A 17,165-nucleotide genomic window follows, 5' to 3' on the forward strand; every position below is an offset into this window, starting at 1 on the left:
TGTGACGACACATGTAGTGATCTATACGGACGGGGCGTGCAAGGGCAATCCTGGGCCGGGCGGGTGGGGCGCGGTATTGAGCTCGGGCAAATCGGAGAAGGAGCTGTTCGGAGGTGAGCTAGCAACCACCAACAATCGCATGGAGCTGCTGGCCGTGATCGAGGCGCTGTCGGCTCTCAAGCGTCCTTGCGAGATCACCCTGTACCTGGACAGCCAGTACGTGCGCAAGGGCATCACCGAGTGGATCCACGGATGGAAGAAGAAGAACTGGCGCACTGCGGGCGGCGACCCGGTCAAGAATGTCGAACTCTGGCAGAGGCTTGATGAGCTGGCGACGAACGCGGGCCACAAGATCGACTGGCGCTGGGTGAAGGGCCATGCCGGCGATCCGGGCAATGAGCGCGCCGATGCGCTGGCCAACAAGGGCGTGGAGCGCGCGCTGGGACGCCTCTGAGATCGTCAACACGCGCTGAAGAGCAACTCCGATGCGCTGATCCGGTTGCCGCCCTGGTTCAGGACGATGGCGCCAGTTGCTCTATGGCTTGGTGAATGCTCTGGGCCGAATCGGGGCGCACGAGCCTGGCGATCTCCTTGCCATCACGCAGGAACACCAGCGTGGGCCAGTGCTTGACACTGAAACTGCGCCCAAGGCGCTGGCCAGGGCCATCCTCCACCTTGATGTGCGTTACCTCGGGGCGATCTTCCAGCGCTTGCTCGATCAACGGTTGGGCGCGTTGACAATGCCCGCACCATGGCGTGCCGAATTCGAGCACGGTGGCCCCCGTAAGCTGGTCGACGGTCTCGCGTGTGGGCGGGACGCTGGCATGGCGGCTGGTGTATGGCATAGGTTTGTCTCCCGTTATACCGATTGCAGGATGATGCATATGGTTGTATGGCCCGATGCAGTCATTCTGCCGCTGTGTCATGGCCGATTGTGGTCATGTCATCCGACTTCCGCGCGGAGCCGGGCGTTCATTCCACGTCACATCACGCCATCGAACATCATCACTTCGACGGAATCGCCGGCCTGAATGGTGCCCGAGGCATGGGGCAGCACGATCAGCCCGTTGGCATGGGCCATGGAGCTGAGCACGCCGGAGCCCTGGTTGCCCGTGGTGCATACCTGCAGGGTCCCGTCTGCGGCGCGCGAGACGATGCCGCGCTGGAACTCCGTGCGGCCCGGCCGCTTGCGCAGTGTTTCCGTGCTCGTTGCCTGCAGGAGCGGTGGCTCGGTTCGCACGCACCCCATCATCTGCCGCAGTGCGGGGCGTACGAATGCGAGGAACGTGACCATTGCGGCGACGGGATTGCCGGGCAGGCCGAAGAGCACGCATCGCCCGTCGCCCCTGGGGCGAGAGAGCGAGCCCACGGCCATCGGCCGGCCCGGCCGCATGGCTATGCGCCAGAAAGCCACGTCACCCAATCGATGCATCAGTGCCTTGGTGTGGTCGGCATCGCCCCCGCTGACACCTCCGCTCGTGATGATGGCATCGGCATCCTCGGTGGCCCGGCGCAGCAGGGCTTCGAGTTGTTCGGGTTCATCCTTGACGGACCCCAGGTCCACCACCTGGATGCCAAGGCGGGTGAGCAAGCCGAACAGCGAGAAGCGATTGCTGTCGTACACGGCCCCTTCGCGTGGTGCCTCCCCGGGTTTCAGGATTTCGTCACCCGTCGAGAAGTAGGCGACCCGCAGGCGGCGTTTCACGTCGACCCGGGCCAGCCCCAGGCTGGCGAGCAGCCCCAGAGCTGCGGGCGTGATGAGCTCGCCCCGCGCCAGCGCCACGCTGCCTTGCTCCAGGTCTTCCCCCTTGCGGCGGCGGTTGGCGCCCGCGCGCAGTGCGCCCGCAGGGATCTCGACCAGGCCATCATCCGTGGTGCGGGTGAGTTCGAGCGGCACTACGGTATCGAGACCCGCGGGCATGACCGCTCCGGTCATGATGCGCACACATTGGTCCGCCGCGACGTCGCCCGACCAGGCATGGCCGGCAAGTGCCGTGGCGATGCACGCAAGCCGCAGCGGTTCGCCCGCGCGCAGGCTGTCTCCATGGAAGGCAAAGCCGTCCATGGCCGAGTTGTCGTGGGGTGGCACGTTGATCGGGGAGATCACATCGCTTGCCACTATGCGGTCCAGGGCATCCCACAGATCGACGGTTTCCGTGCCGTGAATCGGCTCGATCATGCGAGCGAGGAAGTCACGCACAACATCGACGGGCATGTCGTTCTGATCGTAGCCCGCGATGCTGTCGGCGATGGTGTTCAATGCAGTCATGAGGCAGGAAGGTTCAATGCGGGGCAACCAGGCAGAGGGCGGACCATCAACAGGTGATCATGGCCGACGCCGTGGATCTTGACGGCACTTGGTTCGCGTCCAAAGATCCGGAATCCGGCACGTTGGTACAGGCGCACCGCACGTTCATTGCTTGCAGTGACGCCAAGCTGCAGCATGTCCAGCCCGGCGAGCTGCTCGGCATGGGCGATGCAGGCTTCGAGCAATTGTCGCGCGATTCCCTGCCGTTCGAAATGAACATCAACCATGACGGCATTGATATGCCCGATGTGCCGCTTGAACAGGGCCTCGGCACGTTCGAAACCCAGGCTGCCGACGAGCCGGTCGTCGTCGGTGAATGCACCCAGGGTGAACGGCCCCTTGCCGGGTTGCGAGAATCGCGCCGCATAGATGATGGGTGGCCGGGTGACGGCCGTGGCGTAGTCCGTCGAGAAGGCCTCGGGTGCGCGCAGCAGCGACGCATCGCGCAGCCGCTTGTAGGCTGGTGCGTCTTCGGTCCGAAGTACGGCGATGCGGATGGCAGCCGGAGGCCGTGAATTCATGTTCCTTGCGGGTTCAGGCATCGAGTGGGTGCTCCGGCGGTGCGGCGTGCCGGGAAAGGGCCTCGAGTCTTCGCAGATCGTCGGGTGTGTTGGTGTTGGCGAAGGCCTGTGGATCATCGGCGGGAAGGTCGAATGCCACGATGCTGTGCGGTTGGCTCTGCAGCCAGCGCATGACGCGGTGCTCGCCGGCCGAAAGGCTGGCGCCTAGACTCGCGCGCAGATCACGGTGCAGGAGGCAGAACACGGGGTGCATGCGCGGGTCTCCCGTGACCTGATCGGGCGCGCAAGCAAAGGCGCATGTGCTGCGGTCGCGGGCCGCGGCATCGCAGAGGCGTCGGGCCAGGTCGGGCGGGAAGCGCGGGGAGTCGCATGGAACCGTCAGCAGCCATTCGGTCTCGATGCGCTCCAGGCCGCTGAGCATCCCGGCGAGCGGGCCGGGAAAATCAGGCAGCGAATCGCGCCACACAGGAGCACCGAATGCCTCGTAGTCCGCAAGATGGCGGTTGGCGCTGAGTGCGCAGCGACCGACCTGCGGGGTGAGCCGCTCGAGGGCGATCTGCGCAAGCGGTCTGCCGAGAAATGTCTGCAGGCCCTTGTCCTCGCCGCCAAAGCGCGAGGCTCTGCCGCCCGCAAGCACCAGCCCGGTGATCTGCTGTGGGTCGATGGGCCGTTCGGCCGATGCGGTTGTGGAAATGGAGGCTCTCCCCGGACTGCGGCGCAGTCGAACTGGACAGTGGGGAGTTTAGCCGCCGATGTAGCTCATCTCCACGCGGCGCTTGTGCTGGCCCGATGTGTCCGCGGGCAATTCGCTGCGCAGCTCGGAGTAGCGGTCGGCCCGGTGGCCCCAGATGTTCGCGATGGCCGCGGCAATATCGGCGTCGCTTGCATCGCCTCGCAGCAGGCTGCGCAGGTCATGGCCGCGTTCGGCGAACAGGCACAGGTAGAGCTGGCCTTCCGTGGAAAGGCGAGCGCGGTTGCAGTCGCCGCAGAAGGCATGGGTGACGCTGCTGATCACGCCCACTTCGCCCAGTGCCGGGCCGTGTCCGCCACTTGCATCGGCATACCCCCAGCGCTTGGCGGTCTCGCCAGGGGCAGTGGCATCAAGCTGGACCAGCGGAAACTCGGCCTTCAGCCGGCGGATGATTTCGTCGGATGGCAATACCTCGTCCATGCGCCAGCCGTTGGTGGAACCCACGTCCATGTATTCGATGAAGCGCAGCGTGATGCCCGATCCGCGGAAATGGCGGGCCATGGGCAGAATCTCGTGGTCGTTGGTGCCGCGCTTGACGACCATGTTGACCTTGATGTGCTCAAAGCCTGCGCTGCGCGCGACCTCGATGCCTTCCAGCACGTCGGCGACGGGGAAGTCCATGTCGTTCATGCCCCGGAAAATCCGGTCGTCGAGGCTGTCGAGACTCACGGTGACGCGCGACAGGCCCGCCGCACGCAGGGCCTGTGCCTTGCGCGCCAGCAGCGAGCCGTTGGTGGTGAGCGTGAGATCGGGGACCTTGCCTTCGAGTGTGCGCAGCGCCGCCAGCTGGGCGATCAGGTTCTCGATGTTCTTGCGCAGCAGCGGTTCGCCACCCGTCAGGCGGATCTTGCGCACGCCCAGCCCCAGAAACTGGCGTGCCAGGCGGGTGATTTCCTCGAAACTCAGGAGGGCGCTGTGGGGCAGGTACGGATAGTCCTTGTTGAAGACTTCCTTGGGCATGCAGTAAGAGCAGCGGAAATTGCAGCGGTCGGTCACGCTGATGCGCAGATCCCGCAACTCGCGCCCGCGCGTATCCGGCACAGGGCCGCCGCGGTGCTGCGCGGAGCCTTGCGGGACGATGGCAGGCAGGGCGCCTCGGCGCTGGTCTACCAGGGGGATGACGCGTTCAGTCATGGGGGCTGTTCGTTCTTCGCTCGGTTTTCTGTTGTTACAGGCGGCGTGATAGCTTGATATTGCGCTATTTTCCGCCAATATGAGGCGCCGTTTCTCCGTGCCGATAGAACTGCGGATAGAACGTCCTCACACCCTCGCCATGAAAATCCCAGCCCTTGCACTGGCCCAGGTGGCGCGGCGGATCGCCGTTCAGATTGTCGCTGAACACGGAGGGCAGGCTCTGGAATGCCGCGGTCGCGAGGTTGAACAGCAGTTCCCGGATGTGCGTGCAACCCTCCACGCCGCCCAGGTGTGTCTGGATGGCCTTGCGCCAGCCGCGCGTCATACCGCATCCGACCATGCGTTGCAGGGATGACAGGGCCTCAGGGCAGCCGCCCAGCGGATGGTCGTCCATGGTGGCTTCGATGGCGTGCACGACCAGGTCGCGGTCGATGGTGACACGCAGGAACATATGATGGATGGGCTCGCCGGCAAGGCGCATGCGGCTGGCATCGCGTACATGCCGGGCATCGTATTCCTTGCTGTCATGCAATTCTCCCTCGATGTCCCACAGGCCGTCGGCGCGCTCGAAACTTCGATAGGTGACGCGGCGAAGGTGCTGGGCAGTGCGTGGAACGGGTGGAGACAGTGGCATGGCGGAACAGGGGGAGGTGGTCAAGGCTACCGGGGCATGCCAGACCATCAAGATTCTTTGTGGAGGGCTTGCATTGGCGCAAAGCTTGCGTCATTGTGAAGGGTCGGGCAGAACTCTGCTGTCGCCTCGGTGTAAACCAGGGCATGCCGGTCGGGCAGCGGGTGGTTGCCATGCATTCGGAGACACGACATGAAGAGCCTCGAAACGCAATTGGCCACCTATGCGGAGTACCACAGGGACCCGCGCAATATCCAGACGCATTTCATTGGCGTTCCGATGATCATGTTCGCGGTGGTCATCCTGCTGTCGCGCCCTGCGGTTGTGGTGGCCGGTATCCTGCCGATGTCGCCCGCGGTGATCGCAGCGCTCGCGGCCTGTATCTACTATGTGCTGCTCGATACGCGGTACGGCTTCGCCATGGCGCTGGTGCTTGCATTGATGCTTGCCGCGGGCCAGTGGGTGGCGCAGCAGTCGACAGCACTGTGGCTGGCCTGCGGGGCGGGGTTGTTTCTGGTGGGATGGGTCATCCAGTTCGTCGGCCATTTCTACGAGGGCCGCAAGCCGGCGTTCGTGGACGACATCATCGGGCTCGTGATCGGGCCGCTCTTCGTGCTGGCGGAACTGGGTTTCCTGATGGGGCTGCGCAACGAGGTCCGCGAAGCCATCGAGAGGCGCGCAGGCCCTGCCCGCAGGCGGGTTGCAGGCACTCTCCCGTAACCTGTCACGCGGTCATTTGGCGTCCGAAAGCTGGATGCAAGGGGCTTGGCTTTAAAATCAGGGGTTTCCAGCATGCCGTGGCACCCGCGGCCCGCTTGCGTGTGAAATTCCGATCCTCCCATCCATTCATCATCACATTCAGACCATGTCCCTGAACAACGTTCCTGCCGGAAAGAATCTTCCAGAGTCCTTCAATGTCGTGATCGAGATTCCCATGGAATCCGACCCGATCAAGTATGAAGTGGACAAGGAAACCGGCGCGATTTTCGTGGATCGCTTCATGACGGCCGCCATGTTCTATCCGGCCAACTACGGCTACGTGCCGCAGACGCTGTCCGGCGACGGCGACCCGGTGGACGTGCTGGTCGTGACTCCCTACAAGCTGCCCCCGGGCGTGGTGGTGCCCTGCCGCGCGCTCGGTATCCTGAAGATGGAAGACGAAGCCGGCGTTGACGGCAAGGTGCTGGCCGTTCCCACTGCCAAGATCCTCAAGCAGTACGCCGGCATCAAGACGCTGGGTGACCTGCCCGAGATCAAGCTGAAGGCCATCGAGCATTTCTTTGCACACTACAAGGATCTGGAAGAAGGCAAGTGGGTGAAGGTGCTGGGTTGGGGCGGCATGGATGAAGCCCACAAGGAACTCACCGACGGCGTTGCCAACTACGAGAAGTCCAAGAAGGCCTGATGCCTTGGGAGGGCTTGTCTGTCCCTCCAGCATTGCCTGTTGAAGCCCGCCCGGTTTTTCACTGGGCGGGCTTTTCTCATTGCAGAGTTGATATGAGTGCGGTTGCCCCTGATGCGCCCACTGCGGGTAATATGGTTGGATCGGCTGCTTCGCCTTGCCCTTCAGGACCTCTGCCCATGCTGCCCATCTCCTCCCTGCGCTCCTCCTCTTCGCGTCGTGCCGCGCAGCAGGCCCCCAGCGTCCCGGTGCTCAAGTACCTGACGTTCCGTCTGGGCGCGGAGGTCTATGGCATCGACATCCTGTGCGTACAGGAGATTCGCTCCTACGAGGAGCCCACCCGCCTGGCGCATGCTCCGGAGTTCGTCAAGGGGGTGCTGCACCTGCGCGGAGTCATCGTGCCGGTCGTCGACCTGCGGCTGAAGCTGCATTGCGCCGAGGCGAGCTACAACGCGTTCACTGTGGTCATCGTGCTGAAGGTGCAGGACATGCTGCTGGGCGCGATCGTGGATGCCGTGGCGGATGTCGTGGCGCTGCAGGATGACGCGATCAAGCCCGCGCCGCGTTTTCAGGGTGCGGTGGACACGGCCTTTGTCCGGGGCATTGCGAATGTCGACGGCGGAATGCTCATCGTGGTCGATATCGAGTCGCTGCTCAGCCCGGCCGAGATGGGCCTTCTGCAGCAGGCGGGCCAGCCGGAGTCCGTGCCTTAGCCCTGAACTCGCGCCAGGTCTTCAGCCGCAGGCGCCGCATGCCTGAAGGGGCTGCGTTCTCGCAACTCGTCCAGGTAGTGGGCGACACCCTGGCCCTCGCGCTCCAGAAAGCGCTCCACGGCGTCCGCAAAGCCCGGGTGGGCCAGCCAGTGCGCGCTGGTGGTCTGAACCGGCAAGAGGGCCCGCGCCATCTTGTGCTGTCCCTGGGCTCCGCCCTCGAAGCGAGCAATGCCCTTTTCGATGCACCACATCAGCGGCTGGTAGTAGCAGGCCTCGAAATGCAGACAGTCCACGCGTTCGAGCGCGCCCCAGTATCGTCCGTAGGCTACGGTGGGGTGATTGTCCACGGCAGGCTGCAAGGCGATCAGGCTGCTTGCAATGGGCCGGCCCTCGCGCTCGGCGACGAACAGCACCCAATGCTCCGACATATCCAGGCGCATGTGCTCGAAGAACGTGCGGGTGAGATAGGGAGCGTTGCCGTGTTCGAGGTAGGTGCGCTCGTAGCAGGCATAGAAGAAATCCCAATCGGCAGCGGATATCTGCGTGCCCTCGAGAATGCGGAAATGCACGCCGGCATCCAGGACGCGGCGGCGTTCCTGGCGGATCTTCTTGCGCTTTTCCTGATGGAGCGACGCGAGGAATGCGTCGAAATCCCCAAAGGGCAGGCCGGTCTGCGGGTGCTGGTTCTGCCAGTGGAACTGCACCGTGTGGCGCAGCATCAGCCCGGCGCTGCTCGCAGCCTGCAGGTCGGCTTCATCGGCGAACAGCATGTGAAGCGAGGACAGGCCCGCATCCCTGGCCCAGCCGACCACGGCACGCAGCAGCATCTCCCGTTGGTGCGCGTCGCGCGCGAGCAGCCGGGAGCCGGGAACGGGTGTGAAGGGCACGGCCACGACGGCCTTCGGGTAGTACGGCAGTCCGTGGCGCTCATAGGCATCGGCCCAGGCCCAGTCGAACACGTATTCGCCGTAAGAATGCGGCTTCAGGTACAGCACGCAGGCGGCATCCCAGGGCGCGGGATGCCCGGTTGCCGATTCTTCGCTTCGCAGCGTGAAGTAGACCGGTGTCCACCCGGTATCTGGCGTGGCGCTGCCGCTTTGCTCCATGGCCGCGAGATAGGCGTGCGCGAGGAAGGGCGTGGGGTGGGCCTGCATGCCGAGCAGTGCGTTCCACTGTGCGGCGTCCACCTCGGCGGCGCTGCCGAACATCTCCAGCACATGGCGGAGTGGCGTGGCGGAGGCGTCGTCTTCTGTCGATGGGGGATGGTGAGAGGCTGGCACGGAGTTCGCGGTGGCGGCAATGCGGTGAGATCACTGGATGATGACCGAAATTGCGTATCTGCACGCCACTGAGGGAGATGGCGGCATGCGATGCAGTGCTTAAAAATCGTGCACATTGGAAAAGTCATTTTTATTCAATGACTTGCACCAGTGATACAAGGCTTTCCCTTCACTATCCACAGCACTGTCCAGCATTTGTGGGGAAAACTGGACGGCAAGGCCTTTGGCTTCCATGGCCGCGCAGGTGAAAGTGCGATGACATAATGACCGCAGTCACATTCCCTCCCGCCATGTCATTTGCCATCCGCATTGCCCAGCAGAACTTTGTCGTGGGCGACATCCAGGGCAACGCCCGGAAGATCATCGAGTCCGCGCGTACCGCCCATGCCGAAGGTGCCCGCGTCCTGCTGACGCCAGAACTGGCGCTTGCCGCCTATGCAGCTGAAGACCTGTTTTTGCGACCCGCATTCCTGCAGGCCTGTGATGCCGCGCTGGCGCAGATTGCCGAGGCGAGCGCGCAGTGGCCGGGCCTGGTCCTGGTGGTGGGGCATCCCCGGGGGATCAGCGATGACCCCGGAGGGCGCTGCCACAACGCGGCCAGCATCGTCCGCGACGGCCGGGTGGAGCAGACTTACGCAAAGCAGCGCCTGCCCAACTATGAGGTATTCGATGAGCAGCGCTATTTCGTGCCGGGTCGTGGCGATTGCGTGTTCGAGGTGGACGGGATCCGCATCGGCCTGTTGATCTGCGAGGATGCCTGGTTCGCCGAGCCGGCGGCATCGGCGGCAAAGGCCGGTGCACAGATGCTGGTGTGCATCAACGCATCCCCTTTCCATGTCGGCAAGAGTGCCGAGCGCGAATCCGAAATGCGTGAGCGCGTGCGCGAAACAGGCTTGCCGCTGGTCTATGCCCATCTGGTCGGCGGACAGGACGAAGTGGTGTTCGAAGGGGCATCGTTCGCGCTGAACGCCGATGGCAGTGTGGCCATGCGCGCGCCGTCGTTCGAGGAACTGCTTGCGCAGGTCGATGCCACCGTGGAACAGGATGCGATCACATTGTCCGGCATGCTCTCGCCCGAGATGGGTTGGGAATCGCAGATGTGGGAGGCGCTCGTCACTGGTGTCCGGGACTATGTGGGCAAGAACGGCTTTCCCGGCGTGTTGCTCGGTCTGTCGGGAGGCATCGATTCGGCGCTGGTGCTGGCCATTGCGGTCGATGCACTGGGGGCGGATCGCTGTTGCACGGTGATGATGCCGTCCCCCTATACGGCCGACATCAGCTGGATCGATGCGCGCGACATGGCCGAGCGCCTGAGCGTGCAGTACGAGGAAATTTCCATTGCACCGCAGTTCGAGGCCTTCAAGGCCGCGTTGGCGCATGATTTCGCCGGCCTGCCAGAGGACACGACCGAGGAGAATCTGCAGGCCCGTATCCGCGGCACGCTGCTGATGGCGCTGTCCAACAAATTCGGCTCGGTGGTGCTCACCACGGGCAACAAGAGCGAAATGGCCACGGGCTACTGCACGCTATACGGTGATATGGCGGGCGGCTTCGCTGTCATCAAGGACGTGCTCAAGACGCGTGTGTTTGCCCTTGCGCGCTGGCGCAATGAAAACGATCCCTACGGCCGCGGCGCCAATCCCATTCCCGAGCGCATCATCACGCGCCCGCCCAGTGCCGAGCTGCGCCCCGATCAGAAGGACCAGGACAGCCTGCCACCCTACGAGGTGCTGGACGCGATCGTTGAGCGCTATATGGAGCGCGATGAACCGATTGACTCCATCATCTCTGCGGGTTTTCCGCCGGCCGATGTCGATCGTGTGACCCGACTCATTAAGATCAACGAGTACAAGCGCCGCCAGGCGCCCGTCGGCGTGCGCGTGACGCGGCGCAGCTTCGGCAAGGACTGGCGCTATCCCATCACCAACAAATTCCGGGCGTGACCGTTGCCGGGCCCTTCGTCCAGGACGACGAGCCCTTGCAACATGCCCCGTCAGCTTTCACAAACATCAGGAGTTCCCGTCATGAAAATGATCACCGCCGTCATCAAGCCGTTCAAGCTCGAAGAAGTCCGTGAGGCGTTGGCTGAGTGCGGCGTGACCGGTTTGACTGTCACCGAGGTCAAGGGGTTTGGTCGCCAGAAGGGGCATACGGAGCTGTACCGCGGTGCCGAGTATGTCGTGGACTTCCTGCCCAAGGTGAAGATCGAAGTGGTGGTGCGCGCGGAGGATGTGGATCGCTGCGTGGACTCGATCGTCAACGCGGCGCGCACCGGCAAGATCGGCGACGGAAAGATCTTTGTGACGGAGGTCGAGCGCGTGATCCGCATCCGTACTGGTGATCTGGACGACGCAGCGGTCTGAGGCAACAAAGCGGTCCCGGGCCGGCGGCGGCGCAGCCCCTTTGCAGAGACGAGGCAGCCCAGGCCGGTCAGGGCATCAAATCACATCCCTGAGCGGAATCTGCGACATGTTGTTCCCGGCCTCCTGAACCAGCTTGCGCATCAGCGCATCCATGTCGCTGCCGGCCGAGATCAGATCCATCTGCCATTCGCTCATGAGGCCGGAGCTCACGCTCGTGCCCAGAAAGCCGAGCAGGCCGTCGTAATAGCCGTCGACATTGAGCAGGCCCACCGGCTTGTCGTGGTAGCCGAGCTGGCGCCAGGTCCAGATCTCGAACAGTTCCTCGAAGGTTCCGATGCCGCCGGGCAGGGCGATGAACGCATCGCTGCGCTCGGCCATCATGGCCTTGCGTTCATGCATGTTGTTCACGATATGCAGCTCGTCGCAGGACTGATTGGCCAGTTCCTTGTCGACCAATGCCTTCGGGATCACTCCGACGACACGGCCGCCAGCCTTGCGGGTGGATTCGGCCACGGTGCCCATCAGGCCGCTGCGCCCGCCACCATAGACCAGTTGTCCTCCGTGTTCGCCAATCCATTGGCCGACGTCCTTGGCCGCCTGCGTGAATGCAGGATTCTCACCGGGGCGTGAGCCCAGGTAGACGCAGATAGAAAAAGCGGGTTGAGAAGCAGAGGGGGATGACATCAGATGAACCTTTGGTACAGGGCCGCAGCCCAGACGGCGCCGCACAGCATCAGGGACAGCAGCACGGCAGCGCTGCCCATGTCCTTTGCGCGCTTGGAAAACTCGTGCAGCTCGGGGCCTATGCGGTCGATGGCCGCCTCGATGCCGGAGTTGAGGAGCTCGGTGATCAGCACCAGCACGACCACCGCGGCCAGCAGGCCTGTTTCAAGCCAATTGGTGCCCACCCAGAACGACAGGGGCAGCAGCACGACCGCCAGGCAGGCCTCGAGACGGAAGGCCTTCTCGTGCCAGCCCGCCACAAGCCCCTGCATCGAGTATCCGAACGCATGCACGAGGCGGTTGAGGCCCGTGCGCGCCTTGTGAGGGTGCGGTAGGGGTGGTGGGGTATCGGGTCGGTCCATGAAGGCTGCGAAGGCGTGTACACCGCGTGGGCAGGGCCGCACGGTCTGGTGAATGAAAAACGAGGGCGACATGCACGCCACCTCTTGATCCTAACGCAGTCCGCGAGTCATTGTGCTGCCGTCCGGATCCGCCAAGCGGCGTCGGGAAGGCCGCCTACTTGCGGTTGCGGGTCAGTGGCTGCGAGTGAATCAGGCGCGTGCGCGCCAGGGCGTCGTGCCAGAACTGCCCATCGGGGTGAAAGCGGCTCAGGATCGCCCACACGGCGATCCAGCCGCCCAGAATGACGATGGCCTCGCCAGCGCCGAGGTGGAAGCCCCAGCTCACCGCCAACGGTGGCAGGAACCACATCCACGACAGCACGTAGCGGAGCAGGGCGCGAGTCTGGGAGATCGGGCGCCCGTGGATGTCCACCACGCGGATGTTCCAGGTCTTCATCGCAAGTGTCTGCCCCTTGGCCCAGAACCAAACGAAGTAGATGCCGAAAATCACGAAGAGAAACGCCTGCAGCCCATGGCGATTGTCCAGTGCGTTGCGCGTCTGCGTGAGGGAGCTGTAGAGGTAGCCCGCAATGAACACCACGCCGAACATCAGAATCCCCTCGTAGAGCCAGCATGCCATGCGTCGCTTCAGGGGCGGGGTCTTGCCCTCCTGTACGGCCGGCGGAGCTGCCATTGGCTGGGCGTTTGCGGATGGGCCGGAAGGGGGCTGGGCGTTCATGCGGTGGGTGGCGGGCAGATGGATGCGGGAGTTTCGCTCGTCGCGCTATTGCGGGGAGTTGACCGAGGTGATGTCGCGCAGATCCACACTCTCCTCCGACTCTGCTGCCGACGCGGGATTGAGTGGCGGCAGAGGGGCCGCCACGGCCGATGCACCCTGAACCGGTGCGGTCTCGATCACGGGCGGGGTTGCCGGTGCAGGGGCCGGAGCTGGCGGGTAAGCATGCGGCACATGGTAGTCCGTCAAGGGCGGGATCTTGGGCGGGTTCGGCTGGGTGGGGGCAACCGTCGTGGCTGCGGGAATCCGGACCAGCTTCTTGGGAGAAACCGGCTTGAGGGCCACGGCCGCACCAAACGGCTTGTGTGCAGCCTTGGACGCAAGGCGCTTCTTTTCTTCCTCGCTGAGCGCCTGGTAGGCTTCCCACTGTGCTCGCTTGTCGTCAGGCGACAGGGTGCTGGTGGCTGCATAGTTCAAGCGGGCCTGGCTGCGCTGCTGCGCGCTCAGATTGGCCCATTCGGTCATGCGGCTGAGCATCTTGCCCTGCTCTTCTTCGCTCATGGACTCGAAATTGGATGCGAGATTGATCCAATGCCGCTTCTGTCCCTCGCTCAACTGGGGCCAGCGCCCTGCGAGCGGGGAGAGTGCATCCCGCTGCGTGCTGCTGAGTTCACCCCATGCGGGGCCACCCAGATTGACACCGACAGGCGTCTTCGGGGCAGTCATGCCTGGACGCACGTTGGTGCGGCTACCGGGCAGGGCCTCCACGGGAACGGGAATGGTGGGGGCGATTTCGAGGTAGGCCGTGCTCTTCCATGCTCCGACAGCCAGACAGGCCAGAACCAACAGACCCCCAATGAAGGGGGCTGTGTGTGTAGCGGTACGGGTGGATTCTTCTGGCGCCAATCTCTGCATGCAAATCGGTGGTCAGCCGACAGTGTTCTTTAAGGTTTGTGCTGGGAGGTTTTCAGGAATTGCAGAAAACCAGGGTCAGTATAGGCCTCTGGAGGCAGGTCGTCGGTGAGAAGGGCTGCATCGACCTCGGCCATTTCGTTGGCGCCAGCCTCATTCTGATTCACCCCGACCACGAACAGGCCCACGAGAAGGGCTGCCACGGGCACGGCGGACACCAGGGCGCGCCACCAGTTGCCGCCTTCGCTGCCCCAGCCGCCGCCCAGTGAGGCCGTGTGGCCGCTGTGCAGGATGACGGGCTCGGCCACGACCGGACGGGATACCGCGACGACGGGACGCTTGCGCTTGGCAAGTGCCTGCATGCGACTTGCGCGCAGTCGTTCCGTGATGTCGTACGGAAGCTCGCCGGTGCCCTGGTCAAGCCGGGCGACCACCCGACGAGCAAAACGATCTGCGGCTGTATTGGTCGAGTTTTCTGAGGTATGGCTGTTCATAGCTCGATTCCTTTAGCCTTCAGTGCCTTGCTGAGTGTCTGTATTGCTCTGAAGCAATGGGTTTTGACGCTTCCTTCGGAGCAGCCCATTGCTGCCGCCGTTTCTGCAACGTCCATTTCCTCCCAGTAACGCATGAGAAAGGCTTCCCGTTGACGTGTCGGCAGTTCCTGGATCTCGTTTTCGATCTCCTTGAGAACCTGCTTGCGGCGCACGAGATCTTCGGCGCTTTGCGTCTCTTCCCGGTCGTTTCCCTCTGAAGAATGGATTTCGAGCAGGTCGAAATCCCCGGATTCATCGTTCGAGCTTTCAAAATCGCTCATGCTCGTAAACAAAGCGTTACGAGTTTTTTGTCGGCGGAACCAGTCCAGCGTGCAATTCGAGAGAATGCGCTGGAAGAGCATCGGAAGCTCGTTGATAGGCTTGTCCCCGTAGTGCTCAGCCAGCTTGATCATGCTGTCCTGGACGATATCCAGGGCGGCTTCCTCGTCGCGCACGTGATAGACCGTGCGTTTGAAGGCACGCTTATCCACGCTCTTGAGAAAGTCTGACAGTTCTTGTTCGGAGGCCAAATGAAACTGTCCCGCTAGGGGGACTGGCTGAGCCTCGCGACAAACACGTCGGCCCATGGTTGCTGATCCCGGGATTATGACATCAGAGCGTGTTTGCAATCATTTCATGCATGGCGCTGCCCTGCCGGCAAACCCGCGAAAGGGTCGCCAAAAGGCCGCGAAAAGGTCCCGGACAGCCTTCGGCAGTGGTTTTTTTGAATATGACCCGACGCGAAGGCTCCACAAGGTGCAATAATGTGCACTGCAGCAAATAACGCAAACGGGTCTCGGTTCGGCGAACACCATCTCGCTCATGGCCGAGGCCTCAAGTTCCAAGGCGGCTTCACAAGAGCTCGACCGAGGGGCACCCAAGGTTTTTCGTTAGAGAAATTCACAAAGGTTGATCGATCATGGAAATCTCCAAAGCCGAACTTTCCTCGGCAGCCGCCGCGACCAGTGGCGCAGCTACCGGCTCCCAGGACCTCATGGGCGCCGAAATCCTCATCAAATCCCTGCAGGCCGAAGGCGTCCAGTACATCTGGGGCTATCCTGGCGGTGCGGTTCTCTACATCTACGACGCCCTGTACAAGCAGGACACCATGCAGCACGTGCTGGTGCGCCACGAACAGGCCGCCGTTCACGCCGCTGACGGCTATGCGCGTGCGACCGGCGACGTCGGCGTTGCGCTGGTGACATCCGGCCCGGGCCTGACGAATGCCGTGACCGGCATTGCGACCGCCTACATGGATTCGATCCCGATGGTGATCATCTCCGGCCAGGTGCCCACGCCCGCGATCGGCCTTGATGCGTTCCAGGAATGCGACACCGTTGGCATCACGCGCCCCATCGTCAAGCACAACTTCCTGGTGAAGGACGCTCGCGACATCGCCACGACGATGAAGAAGGCCTTCCACATCGCCCGCACCGGTCGCCCCGGCCCGGTGGTGGTCGACATCCCGAAGGACGTGTCCTTCAAGAAGACCCCCTACACCGGCTATCCGCAGACCGTGGAAATGCGTTCGTACAACCCGGTCAAGAAGGGCCATGGCGGCCAGATCCGCAAGGCGCTGCAACTGTTGCTGACCGCCAAGCGTCCCTACATCTACACCGGTGGCGGTGTCCTGCTGGGCAATGCGTCCAATGAACTGCGCACGCTGGTGGATATGCTGGGCTACCCGGTCACGAACACACTGATGGGCCTGGGTGCATACCCCGCGTCCGATCCGAAGTTCCTCGGCATGCTGGGCATGCACGGCACCATCGAGGCCAACAACGCCATGCAGAACTGCGACGTGCTGCTGGCCGTGGGTGCGCGCTTTGACGACCGCGTGATCGGCAATCCCAAGCATTTCGCACAGAACGATCGCAAGATCATTCACATCGACATCGATCCTTCGAGCATCTCCAAGCGCGTGAAGGTGGACGTGCCCATCGTGGGCGACGTGAAGGATGTGCTGACCGAATTGATCAACATGATCAACGAAACCACGACCCGTGCCGACGCCGGCGCGCTGGCCCAGTGGTGGAAGCAGATCGAGACATGGCGCGGCCGCGATTGCCTTGCCTATGACCGTGACAACACCAGTGTGATCAAGCCGCAGTATGTGGTGGAGACGCTCTGGAACATGACCAAGGACGCCGATACCTACATCACGTCCGACGTGGGCCAGCACCAGATGTGGGCCGCCCAGTACTACCGCTTCGATGAGCCGCGCCGCTGGATCAACTCCGGCGGTCTCGGCACCATGGGGGTGGGCATTCCCTACGCCATGGGCATCAAGCTGGCCAAGCCGAAATCCGAGGTGTTCTGCATCACCGGCGAGGGCTCGGTGCAGATGAACATCCAGGAGCTGGCCACCTGCCTGCAGTACGACACGCCAATCAAGATCTGTGCGCTGAACAACCGCTATCTCGGCATGGTGCGCCAGTGGCAGGAGATCGAGTACTCGGGCCGCTACAGCCACAGCTACATGGATTCGCTGCCCAACTTCGTGAAGCTGGCCGAGGCCTATGGCCACGTCGGCATGCTGATCGAGCGTCCCCAGGACGTGGAGCCGGCGCTGCGCGAGGCCCGCAAGCTCAAGGACCGCACGGTGTTCATGGACTTCCGTACCGACCCCACCGAGAACGTGTTCCCGATGGTGCAGGCCGGCAAGGGCATCACCGAGATGCTGCTGGGCTCCGAAGACCTGTAATTCTTCAGCATCTTTTCCGCGATCCGGGGGTTCTCCCGGATCGGAACTTCCTCGTCATTCAGTCAGAATGACGCCCTTTTGACGAATCTATTGTCTGCCGAGCCGGGTGTTTA

Annotated in this window: 20 protein-coding genes; 7 read left to right on the top strand and 13 right to left on the bottom strand. The window is 63.1% G+C overall.

Going from position 1 to position 17,165, the window contains the following annotated elements; all coding sequences use genetic code 11:
- The first annotated feature begins 1 nt into the window (after window position 1).
- Entirely contained in the window at window positions 2-454 is a 453-nt protein-coding gene (gene rnhA / locus H9K76_RS08870; RefSeq protein WP_187599654.1) for a ribonuclease HI, read from the top strand.
- 58 nt (window positions 455-512) lie between these two features.
- Here the strand turns inward: rnhA and H9K76_RS08875 are convergent, their stop codons facing one another.
- The 6 genes from H9K76_RS08875 to H9K76_RS08900 form a co-directional block, all read right to left on the bottom strand.
- Entirely contained in the window at window positions 513-845 is a 333-nt protein-coding gene (locus H9K76_RS08875) for a thioredoxin family protein (RefSeq protein WP_187599655.1), read from the bottom strand.
- Window positions 846-982: 137 nt separating this feature from the next.
- A complete protein-coding gene (moeA, locus tag H9K76_RS08880) occupies window positions 983-2,269 on the bottom strand; it encodes a molybdopterin molybdotransferase MoeA (RefSeq protein WP_187599656.1) in 1,287 nt (428 codons plus the stop codon).
- Window positions 2,266-2,829 carry a GNAT family N-acetyltransferase gene (locus tag H9K76_RS08885; RefSeq protein WP_187599658.1) on the bottom strand — a complete coding sequence of 188 codons (564 nt, stop codon included), beginning with the start codon at window positions 2,827-2,829 and terminating at the stop codon, window positions 2,266-2,268. Before H9K76_RS08885 ends, moeA begins: the two co-directional genes overlap by 4 nt.
- 13 nt (window positions 2,830-2,842) lie before the next feature.
- Entirely contained in the window at window positions 2,843-3,466 is a 624-nt protein-coding gene (mobA, locus tag H9K76_RS08890) for a molybdenum cofactor guanylyltransferase MobA (protein WP_246475407.1), read from the bottom strand.
- A gap of 105 nt (window positions 3,467-3,571) precedes the next feature.
- Window positions 3,572-4,714, bottom strand: a complete 1,143-nt coding sequence (gene moaA, locus H9K76_RS08895; protein ID WP_187599660.1) for a GTP 3',8-cyclase MoaA — start codon at window positions 4,712-4,714, stop codon at window positions 3,572-3,574.
- Window positions 4,715-4,778: 64 nt separating this feature from the next.
- Entirely contained in the window at window positions 4,779-5,348 is a 570-nt protein-coding gene (locus tag H9K76_RS08900; protein ID WP_187599662.1) for a DUF2889 domain-containing protein, read from the bottom strand.
- A gap of 189 nt (window positions 5,349-5,537) precedes the next feature.
- On the opposite strand from H9K76_RS08900, the gene H9K76_RS08905 reads away from it, so the two are divergent.
- From H9K76_RS08905 to H9K76_RS08915, 3 genes are all read left to right on the top strand, one after another.
- Window positions 5,538-6,065, top strand: a complete 528-nt coding sequence (locus H9K76_RS08905) for an Mpo1 family 2-hydroxy fatty acid dioxygenase (protein ID WP_187599664.1) — start codon at window positions 5,538-5,540, stop codon at window positions 6,063-6,065.
- A 145-nt stretch (window positions 6,066-6,210) separates the two neighbouring features.
- Window positions 6,211-6,750, top strand: a complete 540-nt coding sequence (ppa, locus tag H9K76_RS08910) for an inorganic diphosphatase (RefSeq protein WP_187599666.1) — start codon at window positions 6,211-6,213, stop codon at window positions 6,748-6,750.
- Between the two features lie 176 nt (window positions 6,751-6,926).
- Window positions 6,927-7,460, top strand: coding sequence for a chemotaxis protein CheW (locus tag H9K76_RS08915; RefSeq protein WP_187599667.1), 534 nt, complete (start codon window positions 6,927-6,929; stop codon window positions 7,458-7,460).
- Here the strand turns inward: H9K76_RS08915 and H9K76_RS08920 are convergent.
- On the bottom strand, window positions 7,457-8,668 hold the full coding sequence (locus H9K76_RS08920) for a GNAT family N-acetyltransferase (RefSeq protein ID WP_187600541.1): 1,212 nt from the start codon (window positions 8,666-8,668) through the stop codon (window positions 7,457-7,459). The genes H9K76_RS08915 and H9K76_RS08920 overlap by 4 nt on opposite strands.
- Before the next feature lie 362 nt (window positions 8,669-9,030).
- On the opposite strand from H9K76_RS08920, the gene H9K76_RS08925 reads away from it, so the two are divergent.
- Together H9K76_RS08925 and H9K76_RS08930 are read left to right on the top strand one after the other, a co-directional pair.
- Complete coding sequence (locus H9K76_RS08925) at window positions 9,031-10,683, top strand: NAD+ synthase (protein ID WP_187599669.1); 1,653 nt, start codon at window positions 9,031-9,033, stop codon at window positions 10,681-10,683.
- 81 nt (window positions 10,684-10,764) lie between these two features.
- Window positions 10,765-11,103 carry a P-II family nitrogen regulator gene (locus H9K76_RS08930; RefSeq protein WP_187599671.1) on the top strand — a complete coding sequence of 113 codons (339 nt, stop codon included), beginning with the start codon at window positions 10,765-10,767 and terminating at the stop codon, window positions 11,101-11,103.
- Between the two features lie 75 nt (window positions 11,104-11,178).
- On the opposite strand, the gene H9K76_RS08935 is transcribed toward H9K76_RS08930, so the two are convergent.
- The 6 genes from H9K76_RS08935 to H9K76_RS08960 form a co-directional block, all read right to left on the bottom strand.
- Window positions 11,179-11,787: an LOG family protein gene (locus tag H9K76_RS08935; protein ID WP_187599673.1), complete on the bottom strand. Its 609-nt coding sequence runs from the start codon at window positions 11,785-11,787 to the stop codon at window positions 11,179-11,181.
- A complete protein-coding gene (locus H9K76_RS08940) occupies window positions 11,787-12,188 on the bottom strand; it encodes a diacylglycerol kinase (protein WP_187599675.1) in 402 nt (133 codons plus the stop codon). The genes H9K76_RS08935 and H9K76_RS08940 overlap by 1 nt, the downstream gene beginning before the upstream one ends.
- 154 nt (window positions 12,189-12,342) lie before the next feature.
- Window positions 12,343-12,861: an RDD family protein gene (locus H9K76_RS08945; protein ID WP_246475409.1), complete on the bottom strand. Its 519-nt coding sequence runs from the start codon at window positions 12,859-12,861 to the stop codon at window positions 12,343-12,345.
- Between the two features lie 90 nt (window positions 12,862-12,951).
- Window positions 12,952-13,749, bottom strand: coding sequence for a DUF3106 domain-containing protein (locus tag H9K76_RS08950; RefSeq protein ID WP_246475410.1), 798 nt, complete (start codon window positions 13,747-13,749; stop codon window positions 12,952-12,954).
- A gap of 98 nt (window positions 13,750-13,847) precedes the next feature.
- Window positions 13,848-14,309 (bottom strand): DUF3619 family protein, encoded by a 462-nt coding sequence (locus H9K76_RS08955; RefSeq protein ID WP_187599681.1) that lies wholly within the window; start codon window positions 14,307-14,309, stop codon window positions 13,848-13,850.
- Window positions 14,306-14,878, bottom strand: a complete 573-nt coding sequence (locus H9K76_RS08960; protein WP_187599682.1) for an RNA polymerase sigma factor — start codon at window positions 14,876-14,878, stop codon at window positions 14,306-14,308. Before H9K76_RS08960 ends, H9K76_RS08955 begins: the two co-directional genes overlap by 4 nt.
- 389 nt (window positions 14,879-15,267) lie before the next feature.
- Here H9K76_RS08960 and H9K76_RS08965 point away from each other — a divergent pair, with 389 nt between their 5' ends.
- Window positions 15,268-17,052, top strand: coding sequence for an acetolactate synthase 3 catalytic subunit (locus tag H9K76_RS08965; RefSeq protein ID WP_187599684.1), 1,785 nt, complete (start codon window positions 15,268-15,270; stop codon window positions 17,050-17,052).
- The last annotated feature ends 113 nt before the right edge of the window (window positions 17,053-17,165 follow it).

This window comes from Diaphorobacter ruginosibacter (assembly GCF_014395975.1).
Lineage (GTDB): Bacteria > Pseudomonadota > Gammaproteobacteria > Burkholderiales > Burkholderiaceae_C > Diaphorobacter_A > Diaphorobacter_A ruginosibacter.

What these genes read in the sequence shown, in the direction of transcription:
- H9K76_RS08875 (WP_187599655.1), bottom strand. Translation starts at nt 845, where the DNA reads ATGCCATACACCAGCCGCCATGCCAGCGTCCCGCCCACACGCGAGACC.
- moeA (WP_187599656.1), bottom strand. Translation starts at nt 2,269, where the DNA reads ATGACTGCATTGAACACCATCGCCGACAGCATCGCGGGCTACGATCAG.
- H9K76_RS08885 (WP_187599658.1), bottom strand. Translation starts at nt 2,829, where the DNA reads ATGAATTCACGGCCTCCGGCTGCCATCCGCATCGCCGTACTTCGGACC.
- moaA (WP_187599660.1), bottom strand. Translation starts at nt 4,714, where the DNA reads ATGACTGAACGCGTCATCCCCCTGGTAGACCAGCGCCGAGGCGCCCTG.
- H9K76_RS08900 (WP_187599662.1), bottom strand. Translation starts at nt 5,348, where the DNA reads ATGCCACTGTCTCCACCCGTTCCACGCACTGCCCAGCACCTTCGCCGC.
- H9K76_RS08905 (WP_187599664.1), top strand. Translation starts at nt 5,538, where the DNA reads ATGAAGAGCCTCGAAACGCAATTGGCCACCTATGCGGAGTACCACAGG.
- ppa (WP_187599666.1), top strand. Translation starts at nt 6,211, where the DNA reads ATGTCCCTGAACAACGTTCCTGCCGGAAAGAATCTTCCAGAGTCCTTC.
- H9K76_RS08915 (WP_187599667.1), top strand. Translation starts at nt 6,927, where the DNA reads ATGCTGCCCATCTCCTCCCTGCGCTCCTCCTCTTCGCGTCGTGCCGCG.
- H9K76_RS08920 (WP_187600541.1), bottom strand. Translation starts at nt 8,668, where the DNA reads ATGTTCGGCAGCGCCGCCGAGGTGGACGCCGCACAGTGGAACGCACTG.
- H9K76_RS08925 (WP_187599669.1), top strand. Translation starts at nt 9,031, where the DNA reads ATGTCATTTGCCATCCGCATTGCCCAGCAGAACTTTGTCGTGGGCGAC.
- H9K76_RS08930 (WP_187599671.1), top strand. Translation starts at nt 10,765, where the DNA reads ATGAAAATGATCACCGCCGTCATCAAGCCGTTCAAGCTCGAAGAAGTC.
- H9K76_RS08935 (WP_187599673.1), bottom strand. Translation starts at nt 11,787, where the DNA reads ATGTCATCCCCCTCTGCTTCTCAACCCGCTTTTTCTATCTGCGTCTAC.
- H9K76_RS08940 (WP_187599675.1), bottom strand. Translation starts at nt 12,188, where the DNA reads ATGGACCGACCCGATACCCCACCACCCCTACCGCACCCTCACAAGGCG.
- H9K76_RS08945 (WP_246475409.1), bottom strand. Translation starts at nt 12,861, where the DNA reads ATGGCAGCTCCGCCGGCCGTACAGGAGGGCAAGACCCCGCCCCTGAAG.
- H9K76_RS08955 (WP_187599681.1), bottom strand. Translation starts at nt 14,309, where the DNA reads ATGAACAGCCATACCTCAGAAAACTCGACCAATACAGCCGCAGATCGT.
- H9K76_RS08965 (WP_187599684.1), top strand. Translation starts at nt 15,268, where the DNA reads ATGGAAATCTCCAAAGCCGAACTTTCCTCGGCAGCCGCCGCGACCAGT.